We start from the raw sequence: 20,532 nt of genomic DNA on the forward strand, positions 1-20,532 counted from the left end.
ATTACTTCCTCCTTCCTACAATAATCATTCGGTCATTACCTGATAAATCTTTATGAATACTCACTTCTCGATTCGGACAACACTGTTCAAATAATTGTTGAACAACTTTTCCTTGCTGGAACCCAATTTCAAAAAAGGCTTGCCCTTCTTCTAATAAATAATTTTCTAAATTTTGGGCAATATTACGATAAATCGCTAACCCTTTATCTTCTGCAAAAAGAGCTACTTCTGGTTCAAAGCGTAAAACTGATTCATCCATCACATTTTTTTCTGAAACATCAATATAAGGTGGATTACTAATCATACATACAAATTTTTGAGGCGAAACTTCTTGAAATACATCGCTTAAATATAAAGAAACATTTTCTAACTCGTATTTCTCTTGATTTTTCTTAGCAACTTCAAGCGCTCCTTCAGAAATATCCACACCCTGATAAAAAAAGTCCGGACATTCTAAAGCTAATGTATGAATGATACAACCTGTTCCTACTCCAATTTCTAATACTTTTCCACTCGACTGTTCAGATAAAAAGGCAATGATTTTTTCAACTAATTCTTCTGTTTCAGGTCTTGGAATTAAAGTATCGGGACTCACAATAAATTCACGTCCATAAAATTCTGCTTGCTTTGTAATATATTGCAATGGTTCAAAATTTGATAAACGGATTAGTAGTGGTTCTATTTGTTCCCATATCCCTATCTTTGAAGGCTGATTCAAATGAATGAGTAAATCTGTCATCGTCCACTGATTCAAATATAAACTTAATTGACGAACATACCAGTCACAATCTTCTTTCGAAAACGAAGGTTGTCTTTCTTGTAAAAAACAAGAAGCCCTAACTAGGACTTCCTGATTCGTTGGATTAGTTATTTCCATTATTTAATTGCTCCAATTTTTCAGTGTGATCGTATAAAATTAATGCATCGACAATTTCATCAATTTTTCCTGCAAGAACTTGGTCTAATTTTTGTAACGTTAATCCAATACGATGATCTGTCACACGGTTTTGAGGGAAATTGTATGTACGAATACGTTCTGAACGATCCCCTGTACCAACGGCAGATTTTCTATTTGCATCATATTCTGATTGAGCTTCTTGAGAGATTTTATCGTATACACGAGCACGTAATACTTTCATTGCTTTCTCTCTGTTTTTTAATTGAGAACGTTCATCTTGCATGGCTACGACAATACCTGTTGGTAAGTGAGTTAAACGAACGGCAGAAGCTGTTTTATTAACGTGTTGTCCACCCGCACCAGAAGCATGATAAATATCTACACGGATATCTTTATCTTCTAATTCAATCTCTACTTCTTCTGCTTCAGGCATGACTACAACAGTTGCAGTCGATGTATGAACACGACCTTGTGATTCAGTTGAAGGAACACGTTGTACACGGTGAGCTCCTGATTCATATTTTAATTTTGAGAATACATTATCCCCTGTAATCATTAAAATAACTTCTTTATAGCCACCAATACCTGTAACGTTAGCGTCCATTACTTCTACACGCCAACCTTGTGATTCAGCATATTTTTGGTACATAGATAATAAATCTCCCGCAAATAATGCTGCTTCATCTCCACCAGCAGCACCACGAATTTCCATAATAATGTTTTTACCATCATTTGGATCTTCTGGTAATAATAAGAATTTAATTTTTTCTTCTAATTCTACTTTTTCTTTTTTAAGAGAAGCTAATTCTTCCTTAGCCATTTCAGCCATTTCGCTATCTAAGCCTTCTCCTAACATTTCTTCTGTATCGCCAATTTCTTCCACTACTTGTTGATAACGTTTAAAAGTTTCAACTTTCGGACGCAAATTAGACTCTTCTTTTGTTAATTCCATGAAACGTTTTGTATCGCTAATGACATCTGGGTCACTTAATAACTCAGATAATTCATCATATCGAATAATAAAACTATCTAATTGATCAAACATAATTTCCTCCTTAAGCTCTTTGTTCACCTGGGTGTGAATAGTGATAACGACAAACAGGATAATACGATTCATTCCCGCCGATTTGAATTTGTTCGCCCGTATAAACAGGTTTTCCATCTACGACACGCATATTCATACTTGCCTTTTTATGACAGTACCAGCAAATCGTTTTAATTTCCTCAATTTTATCAGCATATAGTAATAAATACTTAGAACCTGTAAACAATTCATTTTGGAAATCATTTTTCAATCCAAAAGCCATTACTGGAATATCCAAAATATCTACAATATGCGCTAAATCTAAAATATGTTCTCTACTTAAAAATTGAGATTCATCAATTAAAATACAAGCAGGTTTTACCTCTTGTTCTTTTACAATGGCAATAATATCTGTTTCATCATAAATCGGAATTGCTTGTCTTCGAATCCCAATACGACTAGAAACATATCCTACTGCATCCCGATCATCGATTGCACTTGTAAATAATAATACAGATTTATTTTGTTCTTCATAATTATGAGCAACTTTTAAAATTTCAATCGACTTTCCACTATTCATTGCACCATATTTAAAAAATAATTGTGCCACAATTTTAACCTCCTGACACTTTTCATATACCCTTAACATCTTACGATAATATCGAAAGTTGTGCAACGAAAAACTATAAAAAATCATTATGAACTTTTTCATATTATTCCAAACAAATTCTTATTCATTTCTTAATAAGAAAACAAGCGATTTGTATTCCTTTTCAGTGAATTTATGCTACAATAAAAAAGAATATTTTTTGAAAGGATGCACATTTCGTGAATATACGTACCAAATTTGCCATTGAAGCGGGAAAATTCACTCGCTGGGCACTTCAAACTTTTACTAAAGGTGGAAGTAGCTTCCCAGGAAAAGTAGCTCACGCTATTGATCCACATATTTTAAAACATTTATCAGACCATTATGAAGTTATTATTGTTAGTGGAACAAATGGAAAGACTTTAACGACTTCTTTAATCGTTCAATTATTAAAACAAAAATACCCCAATATTTTAACGAATCCAACTGGAGCCAATTTAACACAAGGGATTGTTTCTACTTTCTTAAATCATACTCCTGTTAAAGGTGAAAAAAATATTGCTGTATTAGAAGTAGACGAAGCAACGATTAAACATATTACACCATTTATTCAACCAAAATTATTCGTATTTACAAATATTTTTAGAGACCAAATGGATCGTTTCGGTGAAATTTATACAACTTATCAATTTATGTTAGATGGTGCCAGTTTCGCTCCTGAAGCAACAATTTTATCAAATGGAGACGCACCAATTTTTAATAGCGATACTCTTCCAAATCCAAGACTTTATTTTGGATTCAATCATGCAGAAGATGGTCACTATCAAGCACATTACAATACAGATGGTATTTTATGTCCACATTGCCATTCCATTTTACAATATAATTTTATTACGTATAGTAATTTAGGGAAATACTACTGTCCGAACGGAGATTTCAAACGTCCTGATTTAGACTATGCTGTCACAGAACTAACAGAATTATCTCTAACAAAATCTTCTTTCAAAATTGATGGATTTGATTTTTCACTTCCAATTGGAGGACTTTATAATATATACAATGCACTAAGCGCCTACGCTACTGCTAGATTTTTCGGCTTAACTCCTGAAGAAATTCAAGCAGGATTTGGACAAGCACAAAGAGTCTTTGGACGTCAAGAAACCTTTACATTGGAAGACAAAGAAGTCATGATTAACTTAATTAAAAATCCAGTAGGATTTAACCAAATCGTCCAACTACTTGGCTATGAAAAAGAAGAATTTTCACTTGCTGTCTTATTAAATGATAATTATGCAGATGGACAAGATATTAGTTGGATTTGGGATGGTGAGTTTGAAGAACTTGCAAAACTTACTCCAAAACAAACCTATATTGGAGGTATTCGAGTAGATGACTTAGAAACTCGTATGGAAGTTGCAGGATTTACGACTCTTACAAAAACAGAAAATAATGATGATTTAATTGAAAAATTAAAATCAGTACCAACGAAAAAAATTAATATTTTAGCAACGTATACGGCATTATTACAACTCCGTAAAGACTTAGCTAAACATGGTTACTTGAAAGAGGGAATGACTTCATGAAAATCAGAATTTGTCATTTATACGGAAATTTAATGAATACTTATGGAGATAATGGGAATCTACTGATGCTCCAACACCGAGCAAAAAAATTAGGCTATGAAGTTGAAACTACATTGATTAGTTTAGGTGATCGATTTAACCCTGAAGACTTTGACATCGTCATGTTCGGTGGTGGTCAAGACTATGAACAAACGATCGTGGCTAAAGACTTGCAATCTAAAAAAGACGCCTTAATCCACTTCATCGAAGACGATGGAGTTGTATTAGGGATTTGCGGTGGCTTCCAATTATTAGGACGTTACTACATCAATGCAGCTGGTGAAAAATTAGATGGAATCGGCGCAATTGACTGCTATACAAATGGACAATTTGACCACCGATTTATCGGAGATATTACAATTTACGATGAAGAAACAGGAGAAACATATGTTGGTTATGAAAACCACATCGGAAGAACTTATCTCTGCAAAGGTCTTAAACCATTAGGTACTGTCACTAGTGGAAATGGAAATAATGATGAGGACAAAACAGAAGGTGTCCATTACAGAAATGTCTTCTGCTCTTACTTCCATGGACCACTGCTCGTTCGAAATCAACATCTCGCTGATCGTATGATTGAATTAGCCGCACAACGACAATTAAGTAAACAACAATAAGTTTAAAAGCATAGAAATGTTCGAGATACATTTCTATGCTTCTTTTTGTTGTGATATAATAACTATAATAATATTAAGAATTGGAGTAGAGAAAATGAAACCGAAAAATAGATTTAGAGATATCGTGATACCTGCATTACTATTCTGTTTACTAATCTGCACTTTTCTATTTGATGGACATTATACGGAGATTGCTCTTTTTTTAAATATCATCTACACTTACTTAATGTACTTTAAAAAGGATCGCAAGAAGTAAACACATATACAATTTACCTTTATAAGAATTTTCTAAAAACATTAAACAACAAAGGCTTAGAAATATTGAAATATCAACATCTCTAAGCCTTATTCATCATAAAAAATGGAGCCGAGGGGAGTCGAACCCCTGTCCAAATATATCGACACAATCAAATCTACATTCATAGTTTATCGATTTAAAGTTTCGCTACTGATTAGCTGATAAACAAGCATCATCTTAAGCTAGCCTGATCATCTCTGTTTCACTTAGACAGACGGAAAAGTGAACCGTATCCCACTAATAATGAGACCTGGACCCGAGCACATGGGCGATGCCGGACAGATCTTAGCTTGCAGGTATTAAGCTGCGAAAGCTAAAGTGTTTGTTTGTTGTTTGTCAGTTATATTTAACTGTAACGTTTTTACGTAGCCGTAACCTACGAAATGCATTGAAAGCTCAACCTATACCTGTCGAATCCGTAACGACCCCGTATATTCTTTTATACTAACAAAAATTTAACCTTCACGCAAATGATAACTGCTATTATCTATATATGCTAAAGATTATGAAGTAACCCCAAAAAATCGAACTTTTTGGGGTCACTTCAATTTTATAAATCTATCTGTATTTATTTTTCAAATAATGTCATTGGTAATAATGAGAATTCACGCTCTACCGCTTCTTTTCTCAATGCAAAATGACTTGTTTGATTTAATGCTTTCAAATGATATTGTCCATTTGAATATTCCACAATATTTAAAGAAGAATTGTCAATCATATCTGATAATTTAAAATCAGGAATTAATTCATGTAAAATATTACGAATCGTCATTCCATGACTAACAATTAGAATATGTTGATTCGTATCACGATGTTTATCGATTACTTTAATCAACCCTTGTTCTACACGAGTCCAAAATTCCATAAAGTTTTCTCCAATATGATCTGGATCCATTGCTTTAATTTGATTCATCTCTTCTATGACATTTCTACCATCATTTTGATCAAAGGTACGTTGTAATGTTTTATACAAATTCGTCCACACTTCTGTTGCATTTTGTCCTTCTAAACTTCCAAAACAAACTTCACGGAATTCTGGCATCATTTGTAAGCTTAATTGATCTCTTAAAGGATGATCTCTTAATACTAATTGAGCTGTTTCAATCGTTCTTCTTAAATCACTTGTATAAACTGCATGAAATGGAATATCTTTCATTCCTAATCCTGAACGGATGGCATCTAATCTACCTTCTTTTGTTAATGGTGTATCTGCCCAACCTTGAATTTTATTGTATCGATTAAAAACTGTCTCGCCATGTCTCATGAAATATAATGTAACGCCTTTATCTGCCATGATGTTTCCTCCTCAAATCATTTGCTACTACCATTGTACTCAATTTTTCTCAAAAAATCATATATTTAGGATGAAAGTTTTGAAAAATCCCAAATATCTGTTGCTAGACCTTCATAAAATTCCGGTTCGTGGCAAACCATTAAAATACTACCCTTATATTCTTTTAAGGCACGCTTTAATTCATCCTTAGCATCCACATCTAAGTGGTTCGTTGGTTCGTCTAACACTAATACATTTGATTCATCATTCATTAATTTACAGAAACGAACTTTTGCTTGTTCTCCCCCGCTTAGTACTTGAATTTGACTTTCAATATGCTTACTTGTTAATCCACAACGAGCTAATGCCGCACGAACTTCTGGTTGAGTCATCGATGGGAATGTATCCCAAATTTCTTCCAAGGCTGTTTTACGATTTCCTTGAGGAGTTTCTTGTTCAAAATATCCTAAATCAATATAGTCTCCACGAACAACTTTTCCTTCTAATGGCTTAATAATTCCTAATAAGCTCTTTAATAAAGTCGTTTTCCCGATACCATTTGCTCCGACAATCGCAATCTTTTGTCCACGTTCCATTTCTAAATTCAACGAACCCGTTAAAGCACGGTCATATCCAATGACTAATCCTTCTGTTTGGAAAATATAACGACCTGGTGCACGAGAAGTTTTGAACTCAAATTTAGGTTTTGGTTTTTCACCCGCTAGCTCAATCACTTCCATTTTATCTAATTTCTTCTGACGTGACATTGCCATATTACGAGTAGCTACACGAGCTTTATTTCGATTTACAAAGTCTTTCAAATCTGCAATCTCTTTTTGTTGACGATTATAAGCCGCTTCTAATTGAGATTTCTTCATCGCATACACTTCTTGGAATTGATCATAATCTCCCACATAACGACTTAATTCTTGATTATCCATATGGTAAATTAAGTTGACTACACTATTTAAAAATGGAATATCATGCGAAATTAAAATAAACGCATTTTCGTACTCTTGTAAATAACGTTTTAACCATTCAATATGTTCCACATCCAAGTAGTTCGTTGGTTCGTCTAATAATAAAATATCTGGTTTTTCTAATAATAATTTTGCAAGTAAAATTTTCGTACGTTGTCCACCACTTAATTCACTCACATCACTATCCATACCAAATGCTACAACACCCAACGCACGAGCCACTTCATCGATTTTTGCATCTAAAATATAAAAATCATGACTATCTAAACGCTCTTGAATTTCCCCAACTTCTTCTAACATCGCATTCATAGAAGTTTCATCTGCATCGCCCATTGCCATATATAATTCATTCATACGAGCTTCTGCAACAAATAAATCATCAAATGCTTTACGTAATACTTCTCGAACGGTCATTCCTTTTTCTAAAACCGTATGTTGATCTAAATAACCAACTTTCACATTTTTAGACCATTCGATTTTTCCTTCATCTGGTTGAAGTTTCCCCGTTACAATATTCATAAAAGTGGACTTACCTTCACCATTCGCTCCGACTAATCCAATATGTTCCCCTTTTAATAAACGGAAACTGACATCATTAAAAATTGCACGTTCCCCAAATCCATGGGTTAATTTTTCTACATTTAAAATACTCATTGATTTTCTCCTTCAAATTTCTCTGGGTCATTGTATCATATTTACAAGAGGAATATCAAAGTATAGATGGTAAATAAAAGAGCAAAAAAATAATAAGAGAGTAACACTCTCCTATTATTTTTTGAATATTACACTTTAAATTCCACTTCTATTCATAATTACTACATATGAATTGATTTATAAATTTTAATAGCATTATCTACCGAAAAACCATATTTTTCAAACAGCAACTCTCCAGGTCCTGATAATCCCCAAGTATCAATTGTCAATGTTTTACCATTCATCCCAATATATTTTCCCCAACCAAAACTTGAAGCTGCCTCAATTACCATTCTCTTTTTTATAGCAGTAGGAAGTATTTTTTCTTTATAATCTAATGATTGTTCATCAAAAATGTTTTGAGATGGCATAGAAACTACTCGTACATATATTTCTTCTTTTTCAAGTTCTTTTTGTGCTTCCAGAGCTAATGCCACTTCTGAACCTGTAGCGATCATAATACCATCAATTTCTCCTTTAGCTTCTGAAATTATATATGCTCCTTTATTTATTCCATCTTCTGCAAACTCATTTGTCCCAAATAATACAGGTAAATTTTGTCTCGTCAATACTAACATTGTGGGACGCTTTGTTTCATATAAAGCTCTTTTCCATGCCGCATTTGTTTCGTTACCATCTGCAGGTCGTATCACATTTATATTCGGCATAGAACGAACAGAAGCTAATTGCTCAATCGGTTCATGAGTTGGTCCATCTTCTCCCACCGCAATAGAATCATGTGTCATAACATACACTACTGGTAATCCCTGCATTGCTGCCATTCTTATTGCAGGAAGTAAGTAATTTGAAAATACAAAGAATGTTCCACCATAAATTCGAGTTCCTCCATGGAGTGCAATTCCATTCATAATTGCTCCCATTGCAAACTCTCGTACACCAAACCAGATATTCCTTCCAATATAGTTATTAAATTCAAAGTCTGATTCAGTATCTATCATTGTTTTATTTGATGATGATAAATCAGCAGATCCTCCCCAAAATTCAGAAACTTGATTAGAAATTTGTTGGATAGCTTTTTGACTAGAAACTCTACTAGCCATTGATGTACCTAATTTATGAGGTTCCAATTCAATTTTAATTTCTCTATTTTCAAAAGAAAGTATATATTCTTTTGCTAATTCTGGATATTTTTCCTGATATTCTTCAAACATTTTATTCCATAATAATTCTGCTTTTTCTCCACGTTTTTTTATACCTAACTCAAAACATTCTAACACTTCATCAGGTACCTCAAATTCAGAAAAATTATAGTCATATACTTTCTTTATATGTTCAACCCCTTCTTTCCCTAAAGGAGCACCATGCACTGCAGAAGTCCCCTCTTTAACTGCGCCATAACCTATAATCGTTTTCACTTCAATAAGCGAAGGCTTATTATCTTCTTTTTTAGCAAGGTTGATAGCTTTATCTATTTCTTGCAAATCATTTCCATCTTCTACTAAAATGTATTGCCAACCACTCGCTTCAAATTTTGATTTGATATCATCTGTAAAAGTTTTTGAAGTAGGACCATCTAAAGATATATTATTCGAATCGTATAGAAGAATCAGTTTCCCTAATTTAAGATGTCCAGCTAAACTAATAGCCTCTTGAGCTACACCTTCCATTAAACATCCATCTCCATGAAGCGCAAATGTATAATGATTTACAATTTCAAAATTATCTTTATTATATTTAGCCGCTAGATGTTTTTCTGCCATAGCCATTCCAACTGCATTTGCAATCCCTTGACCTAAAGGTCCTGTTGTTGCTTCAACACCATCTGTATGATTGACCTCTGGGTGCCCAGGAGTTTTTGAACCTAATTTACGAAAATTTTTTAAATCATCTATACTAACATCATATCCTGATAAATGTAACAGACTATAAAGAAGTGCAGAACCATGCCCTGCTGATAGAATAAATCTATCTCTATTAGTCCAATTACGACTTGTCTTAGGATTTACGTTTAGTATTTTATTCCATAGCACATATGCCATAGGTGCTGCACCAAGTGGAAGCCCAGGATGTCCTGAATTAGCTTTTTCTATTGATTCTGCTGAAAGAACTCTGAGTGTATTAACTGCTAAACTATCTTTTAAATCAAACCCCATTTAATATACCTTCTTTGCATTAAATTTAACTATTCTTCAAACAATAAAATATGTCGTCATTTTCTTTGTAAAAAAATATCCCTTAAAGGGACATTCTTTTACTTAATAATATTCTTGATTCTTGTTGTAACACCTTTTAAATTGTAACATTCAGCATAATCACGAATTGGACGTTTAATATGATCAATCACATAACGTTTTCCATCAATATTGTGCTTATTTAGATTTGAATATAATTTTTCAATTTCCGATTTAACTTCAGAATCATTAAATGTATAATGTCCAGCAATATCTAAAATTTCTTGTTGTAACGATTTATCTCCATTAAGAATTTCTTGGACGGTAAGATTTACTTGTTCTCCAACCATCCATTTTCTCCAACGTTCACTTTCAATTGCTTTGACTAATAGAACTTCTGCAATTTTAGAAGGTTCCTTTACTAATCCATACTCTACTAGTTTTTGTTCCACTTTAGCTAAGTTCAAGTACGCACGAGTTTCTTCTGTTCCATATTGTGGTGCAACATTAGTTGCTGTAATAGATGAAGGAATATGCTCTAATAAGGTTACATCATCTAAATAATCCCCATTATGTTCTTTTAAGCCAACTCCATATTTTTTAGCCATTTGGGCTAAATCATATGCATTTTTAAAATTAAAATGTCCTACTTGTTCTGTTTTACGAGTTAATGTTCCTGTTTGACCAACAATAAAAGTAGGCATTGGTAATCCTTTGTCTTCTAATTCCACTTTTAATCTATTAATAAATGTTTCATATGTTTCAGTTGAAGTTAATCCTCCATTAGTTTCTTCTGTACCAACTTCATATCCAATAACCGGAAGATTACGAGACTTACGTTCTTTTTCGCAAAACTCAATTAACTCAACTGTTCTTTCTATAACAGTATCTAAAGGAATAACTTTACCAATTTCAAAAGGATCTTTCGTAGGATCAATCATTAATAAATCAAAACCTGCTTCAATATCTCCAATATATGATTGTTTACCCAAATTCATGGCTTCTTCCGTTGGTAAATGGTCATTTCTTTCTTTATCTCTTTGCCAAGGTCCTCCATGATCTCGACATAAATAATACATATTATCATAACCAATTTCATCCGCTACTTCTTTCACAGCTTGAGCAAAAGTAAATTGATTCCAACCATTTACATATCCTCCGCCTAATTCATCTAAATCTACCTGATTTCTACTAGCAATAAACATTACTGGATAATCATCTTCTTTAGATAATTCTAGCGTTGCTTGAACACAATTTTTAGACATTGGTCCAATTCCTAATAACGTTGCTGATTCCCCTGTTTTTTGTAACTCTAACAATCCATTTACAACATTTTTAATTGAAAGTTTACTCATAATTATTACCTCTTCTCTTTTATTTCATTAATTCTTCTTCAGATAAATTTGGTTTTGTAAAATGTAGAATAGCTACTGAAACCAAAGTACCAATTAACATTGCAACAACATACCATAATTTCCCATTTACTACCGGAAGAATAATTAAACCACCGTGTGGAACTAAAGCTTCAACATTATTTATCATCCCTAGCGCTCCACCGATAGCGCTACCAATAATAATTGCCGGTAATACACGCTTCATATCTTTAACGGCAAACGGAATTGCTCCTTCAGTAATTCCTATTAAACCCATAAACAAAGCTGACATCCCTAAATCTTTATCTTCCTTAGTATATTTCTTTCTATCGATAATAGTTGAAATTGCCATAGCAAGCGGTGGAATAGCAACTGCAATACGATGAGCTCCATTTGGTGAATAAATTCCTTCAGCCATTAAGGCTAAAGTAAAAGCTGTTGCAGTCTTATTAATAGGACCACCCATATCAATTGCAGTCATAGCCCCAATAATTAACCCTAAAAGAATTGTTGAACCACCTTGCATTGTACTTAATGTATTAACTAGCCAATTCATTGCAGCACCAATCGGAACTGAAATAACATAAATATAAAACATCCCTAACGTAAATACTGATAAAATCGGAATAATGATAATAGGCATTAAAGTTCTAATAGTATTATTAACTTTCCAAGTTTTACACCATTTTACAAAATAACCTGCTAAAACTCCTAAAAGCATTGCACCTAGGAACCCTGTCTTTACTTTTGCCTCACCTATTGGATTATTAGCTATATAACCTAAAACCATACCAGGAGCTAACCCTGGTTTTCCTGCAATAGAATATGCAATATATCCTGCCAAAATAGGAATCATAACTGAAAATGCTCCAACACCAATATCAAGCATATTTTTCATAAATTGATTAGTAGTTTCCATCCCTCCTTCTCCTGGCTTACCTGTTGCAAGAGATAAAGCAATAAACACCCCGCCTGCAACAACTGCAGGTAACATATAAGAAACACCTGTATTAAAAGCTTTTTGTAATTCCTTCATAACTTTATAATCCATGATAAATCCCTCCATTAAATAGATTCAATCTGATCAATCATTGCTCCTGGATTTCTAATCGCCTCTCCTGGTTCAATATATAATACTTTCCCAGTACTTTCCTTTTCTTCAAATCGATCTTGACCTTCAATTTCTACAGCAATTGCTAAGATAACAACATCAGCATCATCAATAACATCTTGCTCTAGCTCATTTTCAATGCCCATTCCACCTTGTGTTTCTACATGTACTTCATAACCACGTTTCAAACACTCTTTTTCAATAGCTTCTTGAGCCATATAAGTATGTGCAATACCAGTAGGGCAAGCAGTTACTGCTACAATTTTCATAATTATTCCTCCTTTTGTTCTTATATCTCTATTGAATTTAACAGCTCATATATTTGTTCTACATCAGAAAAAGTCTTTAACTTCTCTCTAAAATGCTCATCTAATAATTTTTTACTAACCTCAGAAATAAATTTTAAATGTAATTTTTCATTTCCAGTTGCAGGTACCCCTATTTGAAAAATTAATTGTACATCGTCCTCATAACCTTCAGTCCATTTAAATTTATTTTGCGTTCTTAAAAAAGCAATAAAGGGTTGTAAGACAGTATTTGATTTTCCATGTGGAATTGCAATATCATATCCAATTGCAGTAGGAATTTCGTATTCTCTTTCCATAACTGCTTCATAAAATGTATTTTCGTCATCAATATAATGATTCTCTTTTAATTTGTTCGCAAAAAATTTAATGATTTGTTCTTTATCAACCTTTGGTTCATCTAAAAAGATTAAATTTCTATTTATAATTTTACTTTCTTCCATAAAGTATATCCTCAACCTCCTTACTCGTTTTTACTTGTCTCAATTGTGTTAATATTTGTTCATCACTAATAAGATTATATATATTAGAAATAATTTGTTTTGTTAAATGAATATCCTCTTGAGCAATCCCTATCATAAATACTAAATTTATCTTATAATCTTTCCAATGAATCTTCTTATCTAGCTTTACGATAGTAATAAAACTCTTTCTCACATCCTTCGTTTTTCCATGGGGAACAGCTACACCTATCGGTAAATCAGTCCCCCCTAAAATTTCACGTTCTGATAAACTAGTGAGAAAAAAATCATTTACATAACCTTTTTCAATCAGCTTTTTTCCTGTCATTTGAAATAGGTTCTCCCGATTATTCATCGTCTCGTTAACAAATATCAAATCTTGTTTAATATACTCTTTCAAACAAGAAAAATTAGTTTTCTTCTTATTTAATGATTTATTTTTATTAAACAAAAGTTTCAAATCTTCATCACTTATTAACGGTGAAACAAAGTATAAATTCTTAAGTTTTTTAGGTATCTTTACTGTACTTAATATTAAATCATAAGAATTTAAATCGAGTTCAAAAGCTTCAGATATTGAAGCTATGTCAATCCTATCAAAAGATGGTGATACTGTTTTAATTTTATTTATTAAAAGTTCAGAAGTTACAATACCTGTTGGACATATGACGAGAATTTTTCTTCCCTTCTTTAATTTTTCAATAGATAGTTGGAAATATAAAGTTAAAAATGCATTTTCATCTTCATTTATTTTACTTATATTCTGAGGTAATATTTCTTCTAAAATTAGCCATAGAATATTATATGTGATTGAATATTCTAATTTAATTTGTTGAGAAAAAGGATTTTTAACTACAGTTTGATATTTTAACCTTGAAAGCATAGCAGGTATATGTTGCTGTAACTGTTCTAACAATATATCATCTTTAAAAAAGTCAATATTCATAGCTTTAGAAACTTGTTTTACTAAATAATTAATAAAATGGTTATCTACTTTTTCTTGAGGTAATTCTTCAAATTTATAATTCAGCAAAAGTAGTGATAAATATTGAACATCTTCATTAGTATATTTAAAATTCAATCGTAATGATGCTTTATGTAAGATTTTTACAGCACTATCTATATAGAAAGAATGTTGGTAATAATCAACTAAATTTTCTAGCAAATCAATATGCTTATCATTCTTTAATTGGTAAACGAATACGATTAAATATCTAAGAAAATATTCTATATACGAATCAGAAATAGCGTTTACATTTTTCTTTACAAAACTATACAGTATACTATTGCAAACAAATACAACATCCCTTGAATAATATTCTGCTAGTAAAATCAACTTATTATTATCATCTAAACTTCTTTCGTCCATTTCAGAAATAATAAATGAATTAAAATTAACCATCACTTTAATCATTTCCTCCGTACTACATTTATCTAGTCGAGTCCCAAAGTGATCGCTTACCAAATTAACATTAGTATCTCTAAATAAAATATTTGAAATAACTCGTATATCATTTTGAATTGATGTTGTACTTGTAAAATACTCCTCTGCTAATCCAAAAAAAGTTATACTTTGTTGTTCAAAAATAATTTTTTTCATAATTTCAATTCGGCGATTTTTAATATTATCAATTTCAAAATCAGATATATCATAGTCTTTGTTTAGTTCTTTTAATCTTATCCCTAAACCTCTTTTTCTTTCTATTTTAAAACCTTCATTCTCTATAATTTTCAATTCCGTATGAAGCGTTCTCTCTGATACTCCTAAACAATTAGCAACTCGTGCCACAGTCTGATAAGTTTCTAAATTACTTAGTATTTCAACCAATTTCAACTGTCTCTTAGTTAACATCAGTACACCTCTTTTTCATAAACTCAATAGCTATATCATTTATATTTAAATTATATTCCAGGATTTTTTCCGTGTAAATGACAAAAAATTGCAGAAAGTTTCTGCAATTTAATGTATGCTTTATTTAGTAAATAATATATTACTTTAATAATGAAGAAATTTAAAAGAGTGTTTTCACAAAATGACAACAAACAGATTTCCATATGTAATTTATATTATTAGTTTGTATCCATTTAAATAAACCTTTTCCATTCCAACAAGAAAAAGCCTACAGATTTTCTCTGTTAAGGCTTTGTTATCTTGTATATAAATATTTTTAATCGTCTATTCTCTTTTGTAGTATTTTTAATTTTTCTTGTCCTACTTTTAACATTTCCTTTTCAACCTGATTCCACTTTCCAAATAACACCTCTTGTAGAACAGTTGCTGCTGAAATTATATCTTCTTTTGAATCAAAAATACAATTTCTATCTCTTTGATAAATTTGAATTCGTTCAAAAAGTCCAGTTTGTTCCAATAACTGAGTATTCTGAACTAGATTTTCTACTATCCTATCATGATGTTTTTTTGGTGTTGCTCTAGCTTGTTCTGGGTTAATAGCATATAGTTCCTCATATCGAATAACTGTACTTAAATAAGATAATTCTGGTTTTGTAGCTATCAGAGCCAATTGAACTTTATACCCCTTATTTTGTAATATTTCACTAGTTTTTCTAGGCACTTCAACAGTTCGTAATGTTCCTTCAATTAAAAGATGATATCCCAAATCACTTAGCTTCTCTACTAGACATTCTACCATCTTTCCTGCAAATTGTTTCGTATATTCAACACTATCTTTCCCATAGTTTTGCTGTAAAATTAAATAACGTGGATGCTGAAATCTAAAACTATCTCCATCTATAATAATGATATTTCCTTGAAACTCTTTTTGTTTAATACGATGAATTGTTGTCTTACCAGCTCCACTTTGACCACCAAGTAAAATTGCTATTGGATTTTTAGTGGATTGCTTACCTCTTATCAACGATCGTATATTGCGTTTCAGTGCGAGTTGAAATTCTTCTTCCGTATACTCTTCAATATCCATCAAGCTACCATCCGTTTCTCTGTGATGCTTATCATACGTTCAATACCATCCAAGTACCCAACATAACGCTCTAACTCTTCAAAACCATTCACTAAATAAATATTGGTATGAATTAAATCGGATAAATCATCACTAATGACAACCCACGGATTACTTTCATCATCAACCTCTATCCCTTGAATATTTTGATAATGATAAAGACGTGCTAATAAATTCGCTCCTCGCTCTTTTACAACTTCAATTTTTAAAGTCAATTCATACTCTTCCATGGGACTTAACATTTTTTCTTCTCCGACAACATCAACATAAGAGACATTTAACTTCTGGCAAATTTTATCAATTAGTTCAATAGAAATAGAACTTATTCCATTTTCGTAACGACTTAAACTATTGCGAGAAACTCCAATCAATTTTGCAAATTCAGGTTGCGTTAACTGATTTTTCTTTCGTAATGCTTTTATATTTTTTCCAATCATAGTTACATCCCCCTATTCGATAAAATCATTATAGCACACAAAAAAATAAAACGCACCAAAATTGGTGCGTTTTATTCTCAATTATATCTTCCCTTAGGCAAATTGTGCATGATACAAATCAGCGTAAATACCATTTTTCTTCAATAATTCCTCGTGTGTACCATCTTCTGCTAAACCATCTTCTGTTACTACAATAATGCGGTCTGCATGTTGAATGGTTGCTAGGCGGTGCGCAATAATAAAAGTCGTTCTTCCTTTTGCGAGTTCATCAAAGGATTGTTGGATAAATTTCTCCGTTTGTGTATCTAATGCACTTGTCGCTTCATCTAAAATTAAAATCGAAGGATTTTTTAAGAAAATACGAGCAATCGATAAGCGTTGTTTTTGTCCACCGGATAGTTTTACTCCACGTTCTCCAATTTGAGTATCTAATCCAAATTCTAAATCATCGACAACTTCTCTTAATTTCGAACGCTCAATGGCTTCTTCTACCTCTTCATCTGTTGCATCTAATCGTCCATAAAGTACATTTTCACGAATCGTTCCATTAAATAAAAATACATCTTGTTGAACAACTCCAATTTGTCGTCTTAACGATTGCATTGTAAAGTTTCGAATATCTTGCCCATCGATTAAAATTTCTCCCTCTTGTAATTCATAAAAACGAGGTAATAAATTCACTAATGTTGTTTTTCCTACACCAGAAGGGCCTACAAACGCAACGGTTTCTCCCTTCTTCACATCCATTGAAACATGTTCCAAGACTGCTTTATTTTCTTCATATCCAAAACTTACATTGCGATAAGAAATATCTCCCTCAAAATGAGGAGCTTCGATTGCATTAGGTCGATCTTGAATATCCGGTTCAATAGCCATTAATTCTTGATAACGACGGAATCCTGCAACTCCTTTTGGATATAATTCAATCATCGAATTCATTTTATCAATCGGGCGAACAAAGACATTTGCTAGTAAAATATACCCCACTAATTCTCCCGCAGTAAGTTGTCCTGTAACGGTAAAATACGAACCTAGCATTAACGTAAATAAATTAATACTACGCATTAATAAATAATTAAACGAACTACTTGAACCCATTGTTTTATAAAACTGAATTTTATTTGTACGATATTCTTGAATTAATCCTTCAAATAATTGCTGTTCATGTTCTTCATTGGCAAAAGCTTTTACCACTCGCATACCACTTAAAACATTTTCTAATCCAGCAGAATAGTGAGCAAGTCCTTTATAAATTTGACGATTAATTGCTGACATTTTTCGATTGAAAACTGCTAAAGCAACCGCTAAAAAGGGAACAAACACTATTGTCCATAAAGCTAATGTTGGTTGAACTTGATACATTAATACAAACGAACCAATTAACGTCATAATAGCGATAAATAATTCTTCCGGGCCATGATGCGCTAATTCACTAATATCAAATAAATCACTTGATAAACGACTCAATAATTCACCAATTTTCATATTATCAAAAAATGAAAATGATTGTTTTTGGATATGAGCAAATAAATTTCTTCTCATATCCGTTTCTATATTAATTCCTAACAAATGCCCGAAAGCTACGACAATATAATTTAACATCGTAGAAGTCGCATATAGAAGTACTAAACTAAATCCTACTACTAGGATAATTCCAACATTTTGTTGTGGTAACACTTCATCAATGACGCGATGAACCATTACGGGAAAGGCTAATTCTAAAATTGCCACTATCACTGCACAAGTAAAGTCTAATAAAAATAATTTTCGATACGGTTTATAATATTTAATAAATTCTTTTAACATCTACTAATTCTCTCCTTTTGCATAATGCATGCTACTCCAGTCTTTCCATTTATAAACTAAATGTCCATATAAAACCGTTAAAGCATTCGAAAGTAACATCGCAATCCAAATACCTGTAGCTCCTAACTCTGTTAAGCTTCCTAAAATCCAAATAATTGGTAAACGAGCAACCCATAATCGTCCAATCGACATATTCATTGAATATTTTGTTGCACTACAACCTTGGAAAAATCCACTATACGCAGAAAACATTCCCATAAAGAAGATAATGAATGCTGTGTAATATAAATATTCAACCGCACTATTCCAAAGAATCGTATCCGATACATCTTTAATAAAAATATGAAGTAAAGCATCTTGCCACATAAAAATAGCGACACTTCCAAGTCCAGAAATAAGTAACACCCAAATCAATGCTCGTTTGAAAATCGCATGAGCTCGCTCAAATAATCCAGCACCCATATTTTGCCCAATAATGGCAGTTAAAGCAGATCCAATTCCCATTTGCGGTTGCGTTAAAATATCTGAAATACGATTGACCATAGAATAAGCTGCAAGAACAGAAGTCCCGTATGACTGAATTAATCCATTTAATACAGTAAAACCAAATGCAGCTCCCCCATATCCAAATGCAGAAGGCCATGCTACTTGTAAAATTTTACGAATAACAGATGCATCATAATCTACTTCATACAATGGAACATGAATAATGGATTCTCTTCTAGTAGCCATAATCGCTAAAAGCCATAATATAATTTTTGCAATCACCGTTGCCCAAGCAGCTCCTTCAATCCCTGCATTTAATCCAGGAATTTGTGTAAAAGGAATCGTTGCAAAAATAAATATCGGATCTAATAGGACATTCGTGATAGATGAAATTGTACTTACCACTGTAATGACTCTTGTTCTACCTTGCGCATTCAGCAATGCTTGATATCCAAAATAAGCAAAATCAAAAAATAATCCAATAAAATTAATTTTTAAATATGCAGTCGACTTTTCATAAAAGACGCCACTAGCCCCCATCCATTTGACAAATTGCCCCGCAAAAATATAGCCAATCGTTGATAATAGAAAGCCAAAAATAAACGTTAACGCCATCGTATTCCAAGTATATTTCTTTGCTAGTTTTAAATCATTTGCTCCAAAATATTGCGCAATGAGAGCCGTTGCTCCAACACTAATTCCCAAGCCTATTGAGATAAATAAAAAATTTAACGGCCAAATAAACGCAGTCGCCGCAAAATCTTCAGCAGACAGCTGAGCTACATACAATCCATCCGTTAAATTATATAAAGTTCGAATTAAATTATTAATCATTAAAGGAATGGCAATCGTTAAAATGACTCGATTAATATTTCCACTCGTTATAAAATTTTTTGTATTCTGTTTCTCCATTTTAATCACCTTTAACAGTATACAAGATTTTGAACTATTAAGGTAGTGTTATGGTATTTCTATAAAATATAGATTGGATGAAAAATGATTTTTTATAGTAGTAAACACATTAGTAGCCACCAAATGGCTACTAATGTTAGGAAACTTCAAGACACTAGGCTCGAAGTTTAGCCATGAGACCGCAGGGCTGCCGTCGTCCTTTACTACCATCAAAAAATCCACATCTCATACGCTCTCCCATACGGTCACGAAAAAAAGAGAAATGATTTTTATGGTAGCAAGTACATTAGTAGCCACCAGGTGGCTACTAATGTTAGGAAAATTCGAGACCAAAGCTCGAAGTTTAGCCATGAGACCGTAGGGCTGCTGCCGTCCTTTGCTACTATATCAAAAAAATCCACATCTCATACGCACCCACATAAAGTCACAAAAAAAGAGAAATAGATTTTTTATAGTAGCAAGCACATTAGTAGCCACCAAGTGGCTACTAATGTTAGGAAAATTTGAGACCTAGGCTCAAATTTTAGCCATGAAACC

17 protein-coding genes and 1 other RNA gene are annotated in these 20,532 nt (G+C 32.5%); 2 read left to right on the plus strand and 16 right to left on the minus strand.

What is annotated here, in order from left to right; all coding sequences use genetic code 11:
* Position 1 precedes the first annotated feature (1 nt).
* The 3 genes from prmC to RWR88_RS03910 are packed head-to-tail and all read right to left on the minus strand — an operon-like array spanning position 2 to position 2,532.
* Positions 2 to 877 carry a peptide chain release factor N(5)-glutamine methyltransferase gene (prmC, locus tag RWR88_RS03900; RefSeq protein WP_314450745.1) on the minus strand — a complete coding sequence of 292 codons (876 nt, stop codon included), beginning with the start codon at positions 875 to 877 and terminating at the stop codon, positions 2 to 4.
* The gene (gene prfA / locus RWR88_RS03905) at positions 864 to 1,943 is read right to left on the minus strand and encodes a peptide chain release factor 1 (protein ID WP_006703455.1); all 1,080 of its coding nucleotides are present in this window, start codon (positions 1,941 to 1,943) and stop codon (positions 864 to 866) included. Before prfA ends, prmC begins: the two co-directional genes overlap by 14 nt.
* A gap of 10 nt (positions 1,944 to 1,953) precedes the next feature.
* The gene (locus RWR88_RS03910; protein ID WP_314349248.1) at positions 1,954 to 2,532 is read right to left on the minus strand and encodes a thymidine kinase; all 579 of its coding nucleotides are present in this window, start codon (positions 2,530 to 2,532) and stop codon (positions 1,954 to 1,956) included.
* Positions 2,533 to 2,750: 218 nt separating this feature from the next.
* Between RWR88_RS03910 and RWR88_RS03915 the strand changes: the two genes are divergently transcribed.
* Together RWR88_RS03915 and RWR88_RS03920 are read left to right on the plus strand one after the other, a co-directional pair.
* Entirely contained in the window at positions 2,751 to 4,094 is a 1,344-nt protein-coding gene (locus RWR88_RS03915) for a Mur ligase family protein (protein ID WP_314450746.1), read from the plus strand.
* A complete protein-coding gene (locus RWR88_RS03920; protein WP_314450747.1) occupies positions 4,091 to 4,750 on the plus strand; it encodes an adenosylcobyric acid synthase in 660 nt (219 codons plus the stop codon). The genes RWR88_RS03915 and RWR88_RS03920 overlap by 4 nt, the downstream gene beginning before the upstream one ends.
* A gap of 359 nt (positions 4,751 to 5,109) precedes the next feature.
* Here the strand turns inward: RWR88_RS03920 and ssrA are convergent.
* From ssrA to RWR88_RS03985, 13 genes are all read right to left on the minus strand, one after another.
* Positions 5,110 to 5,477: a transfer-messenger RNA gene (gene ssrA, locus RWR88_RS03925) on the minus strand.
* 139 nt (positions 5,478 to 5,616) lie between these two features.
* Positions 5,617 to 6,342, minus strand: a complete 726-nt coding sequence (locus RWR88_RS03930; RefSeq protein WP_314450748.1) for a histidine phosphatase family protein — start codon at positions 6,340 to 6,342, stop codon at positions 5,617 to 5,619.
* A gap of 65 nt (positions 6,343 to 6,407) precedes the next feature.
* Complete coding sequence (gene abc-f, locus RWR88_RS03935) at positions 6,408 to 7,955, minus strand: ribosomal protection-like ABC-F family protein (protein WP_314256348.1); 1,548 nt, start codon at positions 7,953 to 7,955, stop codon at positions 6,408 to 6,410.
* A 161-nt stretch (positions 7,956 to 8,116) separates the two neighbouring features.
* Positions 8,117 to 10,108: a transketolase gene (tkt, locus tag RWR88_RS03940; protein WP_314450749.1), complete on the minus strand. Its 1,992-nt coding sequence runs from the start codon at positions 10,106 to 10,108 to the stop codon at positions 8,117 to 8,119.
* A gap of 98 nt (positions 10,109 to 10,206) precedes the next feature.
* Complete coding sequence (locus tag RWR88_RS03945; protein ID WP_314077587.1) at positions 10,207 to 11,481, minus strand: class II D-tagatose-bisphosphate aldolase non-catalytic subunit; 1,275 nt, start codon at positions 11,479 to 11,481, stop codon at positions 10,207 to 10,209.
* 19 nt (positions 11,482 to 11,500) lie between these two features.
* Complete coding sequence (locus RWR88_RS03950) at positions 11,501 to 12,550, minus strand: PTS fructose transporter subunit IIC (protein WP_314450750.1); 1,050 nt, start codon at positions 12,548 to 12,550, stop codon at positions 11,501 to 11,503.
* Positions 12,551 to 12,564: 14 nt separating this feature from the next.
* Positions 12,565 to 12,879 carry a PTS fructose transporter subunit IIB gene (locus RWR88_RS03955; RefSeq protein ID WP_314450751.1) on the minus strand — a complete coding sequence of 105 codons (315 nt, stop codon included), beginning with the start codon at positions 12,877 to 12,879 and terminating at the stop codon, positions 12,565 to 12,567.
* Positions 12,880 to 12,899: 20 nt separating this feature from the next.
* Positions 12,900 to 13,358, minus strand: a complete 459-nt coding sequence (locus RWR88_RS03960) for a PTS sugar transporter subunit IIA (RefSeq protein WP_314450752.1) — start codon at positions 13,356 to 13,358, stop codon at positions 12,900 to 12,902.
* Positions 13,345 to 15,228: a PTS sugar transporter subunit IIA gene (locus RWR88_RS03965; RefSeq protein WP_314450753.1), complete on the minus strand. Its 1,884-nt coding sequence runs from the start codon at positions 15,226 to 15,228 to the stop codon at positions 13,345 to 13,347. Before RWR88_RS03965 ends, RWR88_RS03960 begins: the two co-directional genes overlap by 14 nt.
* Before the next feature lie 316 nt (positions 15,229 to 15,544).
* Positions 15,545 to 16,315, minus strand: coding sequence for a zeta toxin family protein (locus RWR88_RS03970; RefSeq protein WP_314349425.1), 771 nt, complete (start codon positions 16,313 to 16,315; stop codon positions 15,545 to 15,547).
* Positions 16,315 to 16,791, minus strand: a complete 477-nt coding sequence (locus RWR88_RS03975; RefSeq protein WP_314349424.1) for a helix-turn-helix transcriptional regulator — start codon at positions 16,789 to 16,791, stop codon at positions 16,315 to 16,317. The genes RWR88_RS03970 and RWR88_RS03975 overlap by 1 nt, the downstream gene beginning before the upstream one ends.
* 93 nt (positions 16,792 to 16,884) lie before the next feature.
* On the minus strand, positions 16,885 to 18,597 hold the full coding sequence (locus RWR88_RS03980) for an ABC transporter ATP-binding protein (protein ID WP_314450754.1): 1,713 nt from the start codon (positions 18,595 to 18,597) through the stop codon (positions 16,885 to 16,887).
* 3 nt (positions 18,598 to 18,600) lie between these two features.
* Positions 18,601 to 19,995, minus strand: a complete 1,395-nt coding sequence (locus RWR88_RS03985) for an MATE family efflux transporter (RefSeq protein WP_314450755.1) — start codon at positions 19,993 to 19,995, stop codon at positions 18,601 to 18,603.
* Positions 19,996 to 20,532: the final 537 nt, after the last annotated feature.

This window comes from uncultured Granulicatella sp. (assembly GCF_963528195.1).
In the GTDB taxonomy this organism is placed as follows: Bacteria; Bacillota; Bacilli; order Lactobacillales; family Aerococcaceae; genus Granulicatella.

Coding starts and splice junctions, on each gene's coding strand:
- RWR88_RS03960 (WP_314450752.1), bottom strand. CDS start 13,358: ATGGAAGAAAGTAAAATTATAAATAGAAATTTAATCTTTTTAGATGAA.
- RWR88_RS03950 (WP_314450750.1), bottom strand. CDS start 12,550: ATGGATTATAAAGTTATGAAGGAATTACAAAAAGCTTTTAATACAGGT.
- abc-f (WP_314256348.1), bottom strand. CDS start 7,955: ATGAGTATTTTAAATGTAGAAAAATTAACCCATGGATTTGGGGAACGT.
- RWR88_RS03975 (WP_314349424.1), bottom strand. CDS start 16,791: ATGATTGGAAAAAATATAAAAGCATTACGAAAGAAAAATCAGTTAACG.
- RWR88_RS03965 (WP_314450753.1), bottom strand. CDS start 15,228: ATGTTAACTAAGAGACAGTTGAAATTGGTTGAAATACTAAGTAATTTA.
- RWR88_RS03930 (WP_314450748.1), bottom strand. CDS start 6,342: ATGGCAGATAAAGGCGTTACATTATATTTCATGAGACATGGCGAGACA.
- RWR88_RS03985 (WP_314450755.1), bottom strand. CDS start 19,995: ATGGAGAAACAGAATACAAAAAATTTTATAACGAGTGGAAATATTAAT.
- RWR88_RS03980 (WP_314450754.1), bottom strand. CDS start 18,597: ATGTTAAAAGAATTTATTAAATATTATAAACCGTATCGAAAATTATTT.
- prfA (WP_006703455.1), bottom strand. CDS start 1,943: ATGTTTGATCAATTAGATAGTTTTATTATTCGATATGATGAATTATCT.
- RWR88_RS03955 (WP_314450751.1), bottom strand. CDS start 12,879: ATGAAAATTGTAGCAGTAACTGCTTGCCCTACTGGTATTGCACATACT.
- RWR88_RS03970 (WP_314349425.1), bottom strand. CDS start 16,315: ATGGATATTGAAGAGTATACGGAAGAAGAATTTCAACTCGCACTGAAA.
- prmC (WP_314450745.1), bottom strand. CDS start 877: ATGGAAATAACTAATCCAACGAATCAGGAAGTCCTAGTTAGGGCTTCT.
- tkt (WP_314450749.1), bottom strand. CDS start 10,108: ATGGGGTTTGATTTAAAAGATAGTTTAGCAGTTAATACACTCAGAGTT.
- RWR88_RS03920 (WP_314450747.1), top strand. CDS start 4,091: ATGAAAATCAGAATTTGTCATTTATACGGAAATTTAATGAATACTTAT.
- RWR88_RS03945 (WP_314077587.1), bottom strand. CDS start 11,481: ATGAGTAAACTTTCAATTAAAAATGTTGTAAATGGATTGTTAGAGTTA.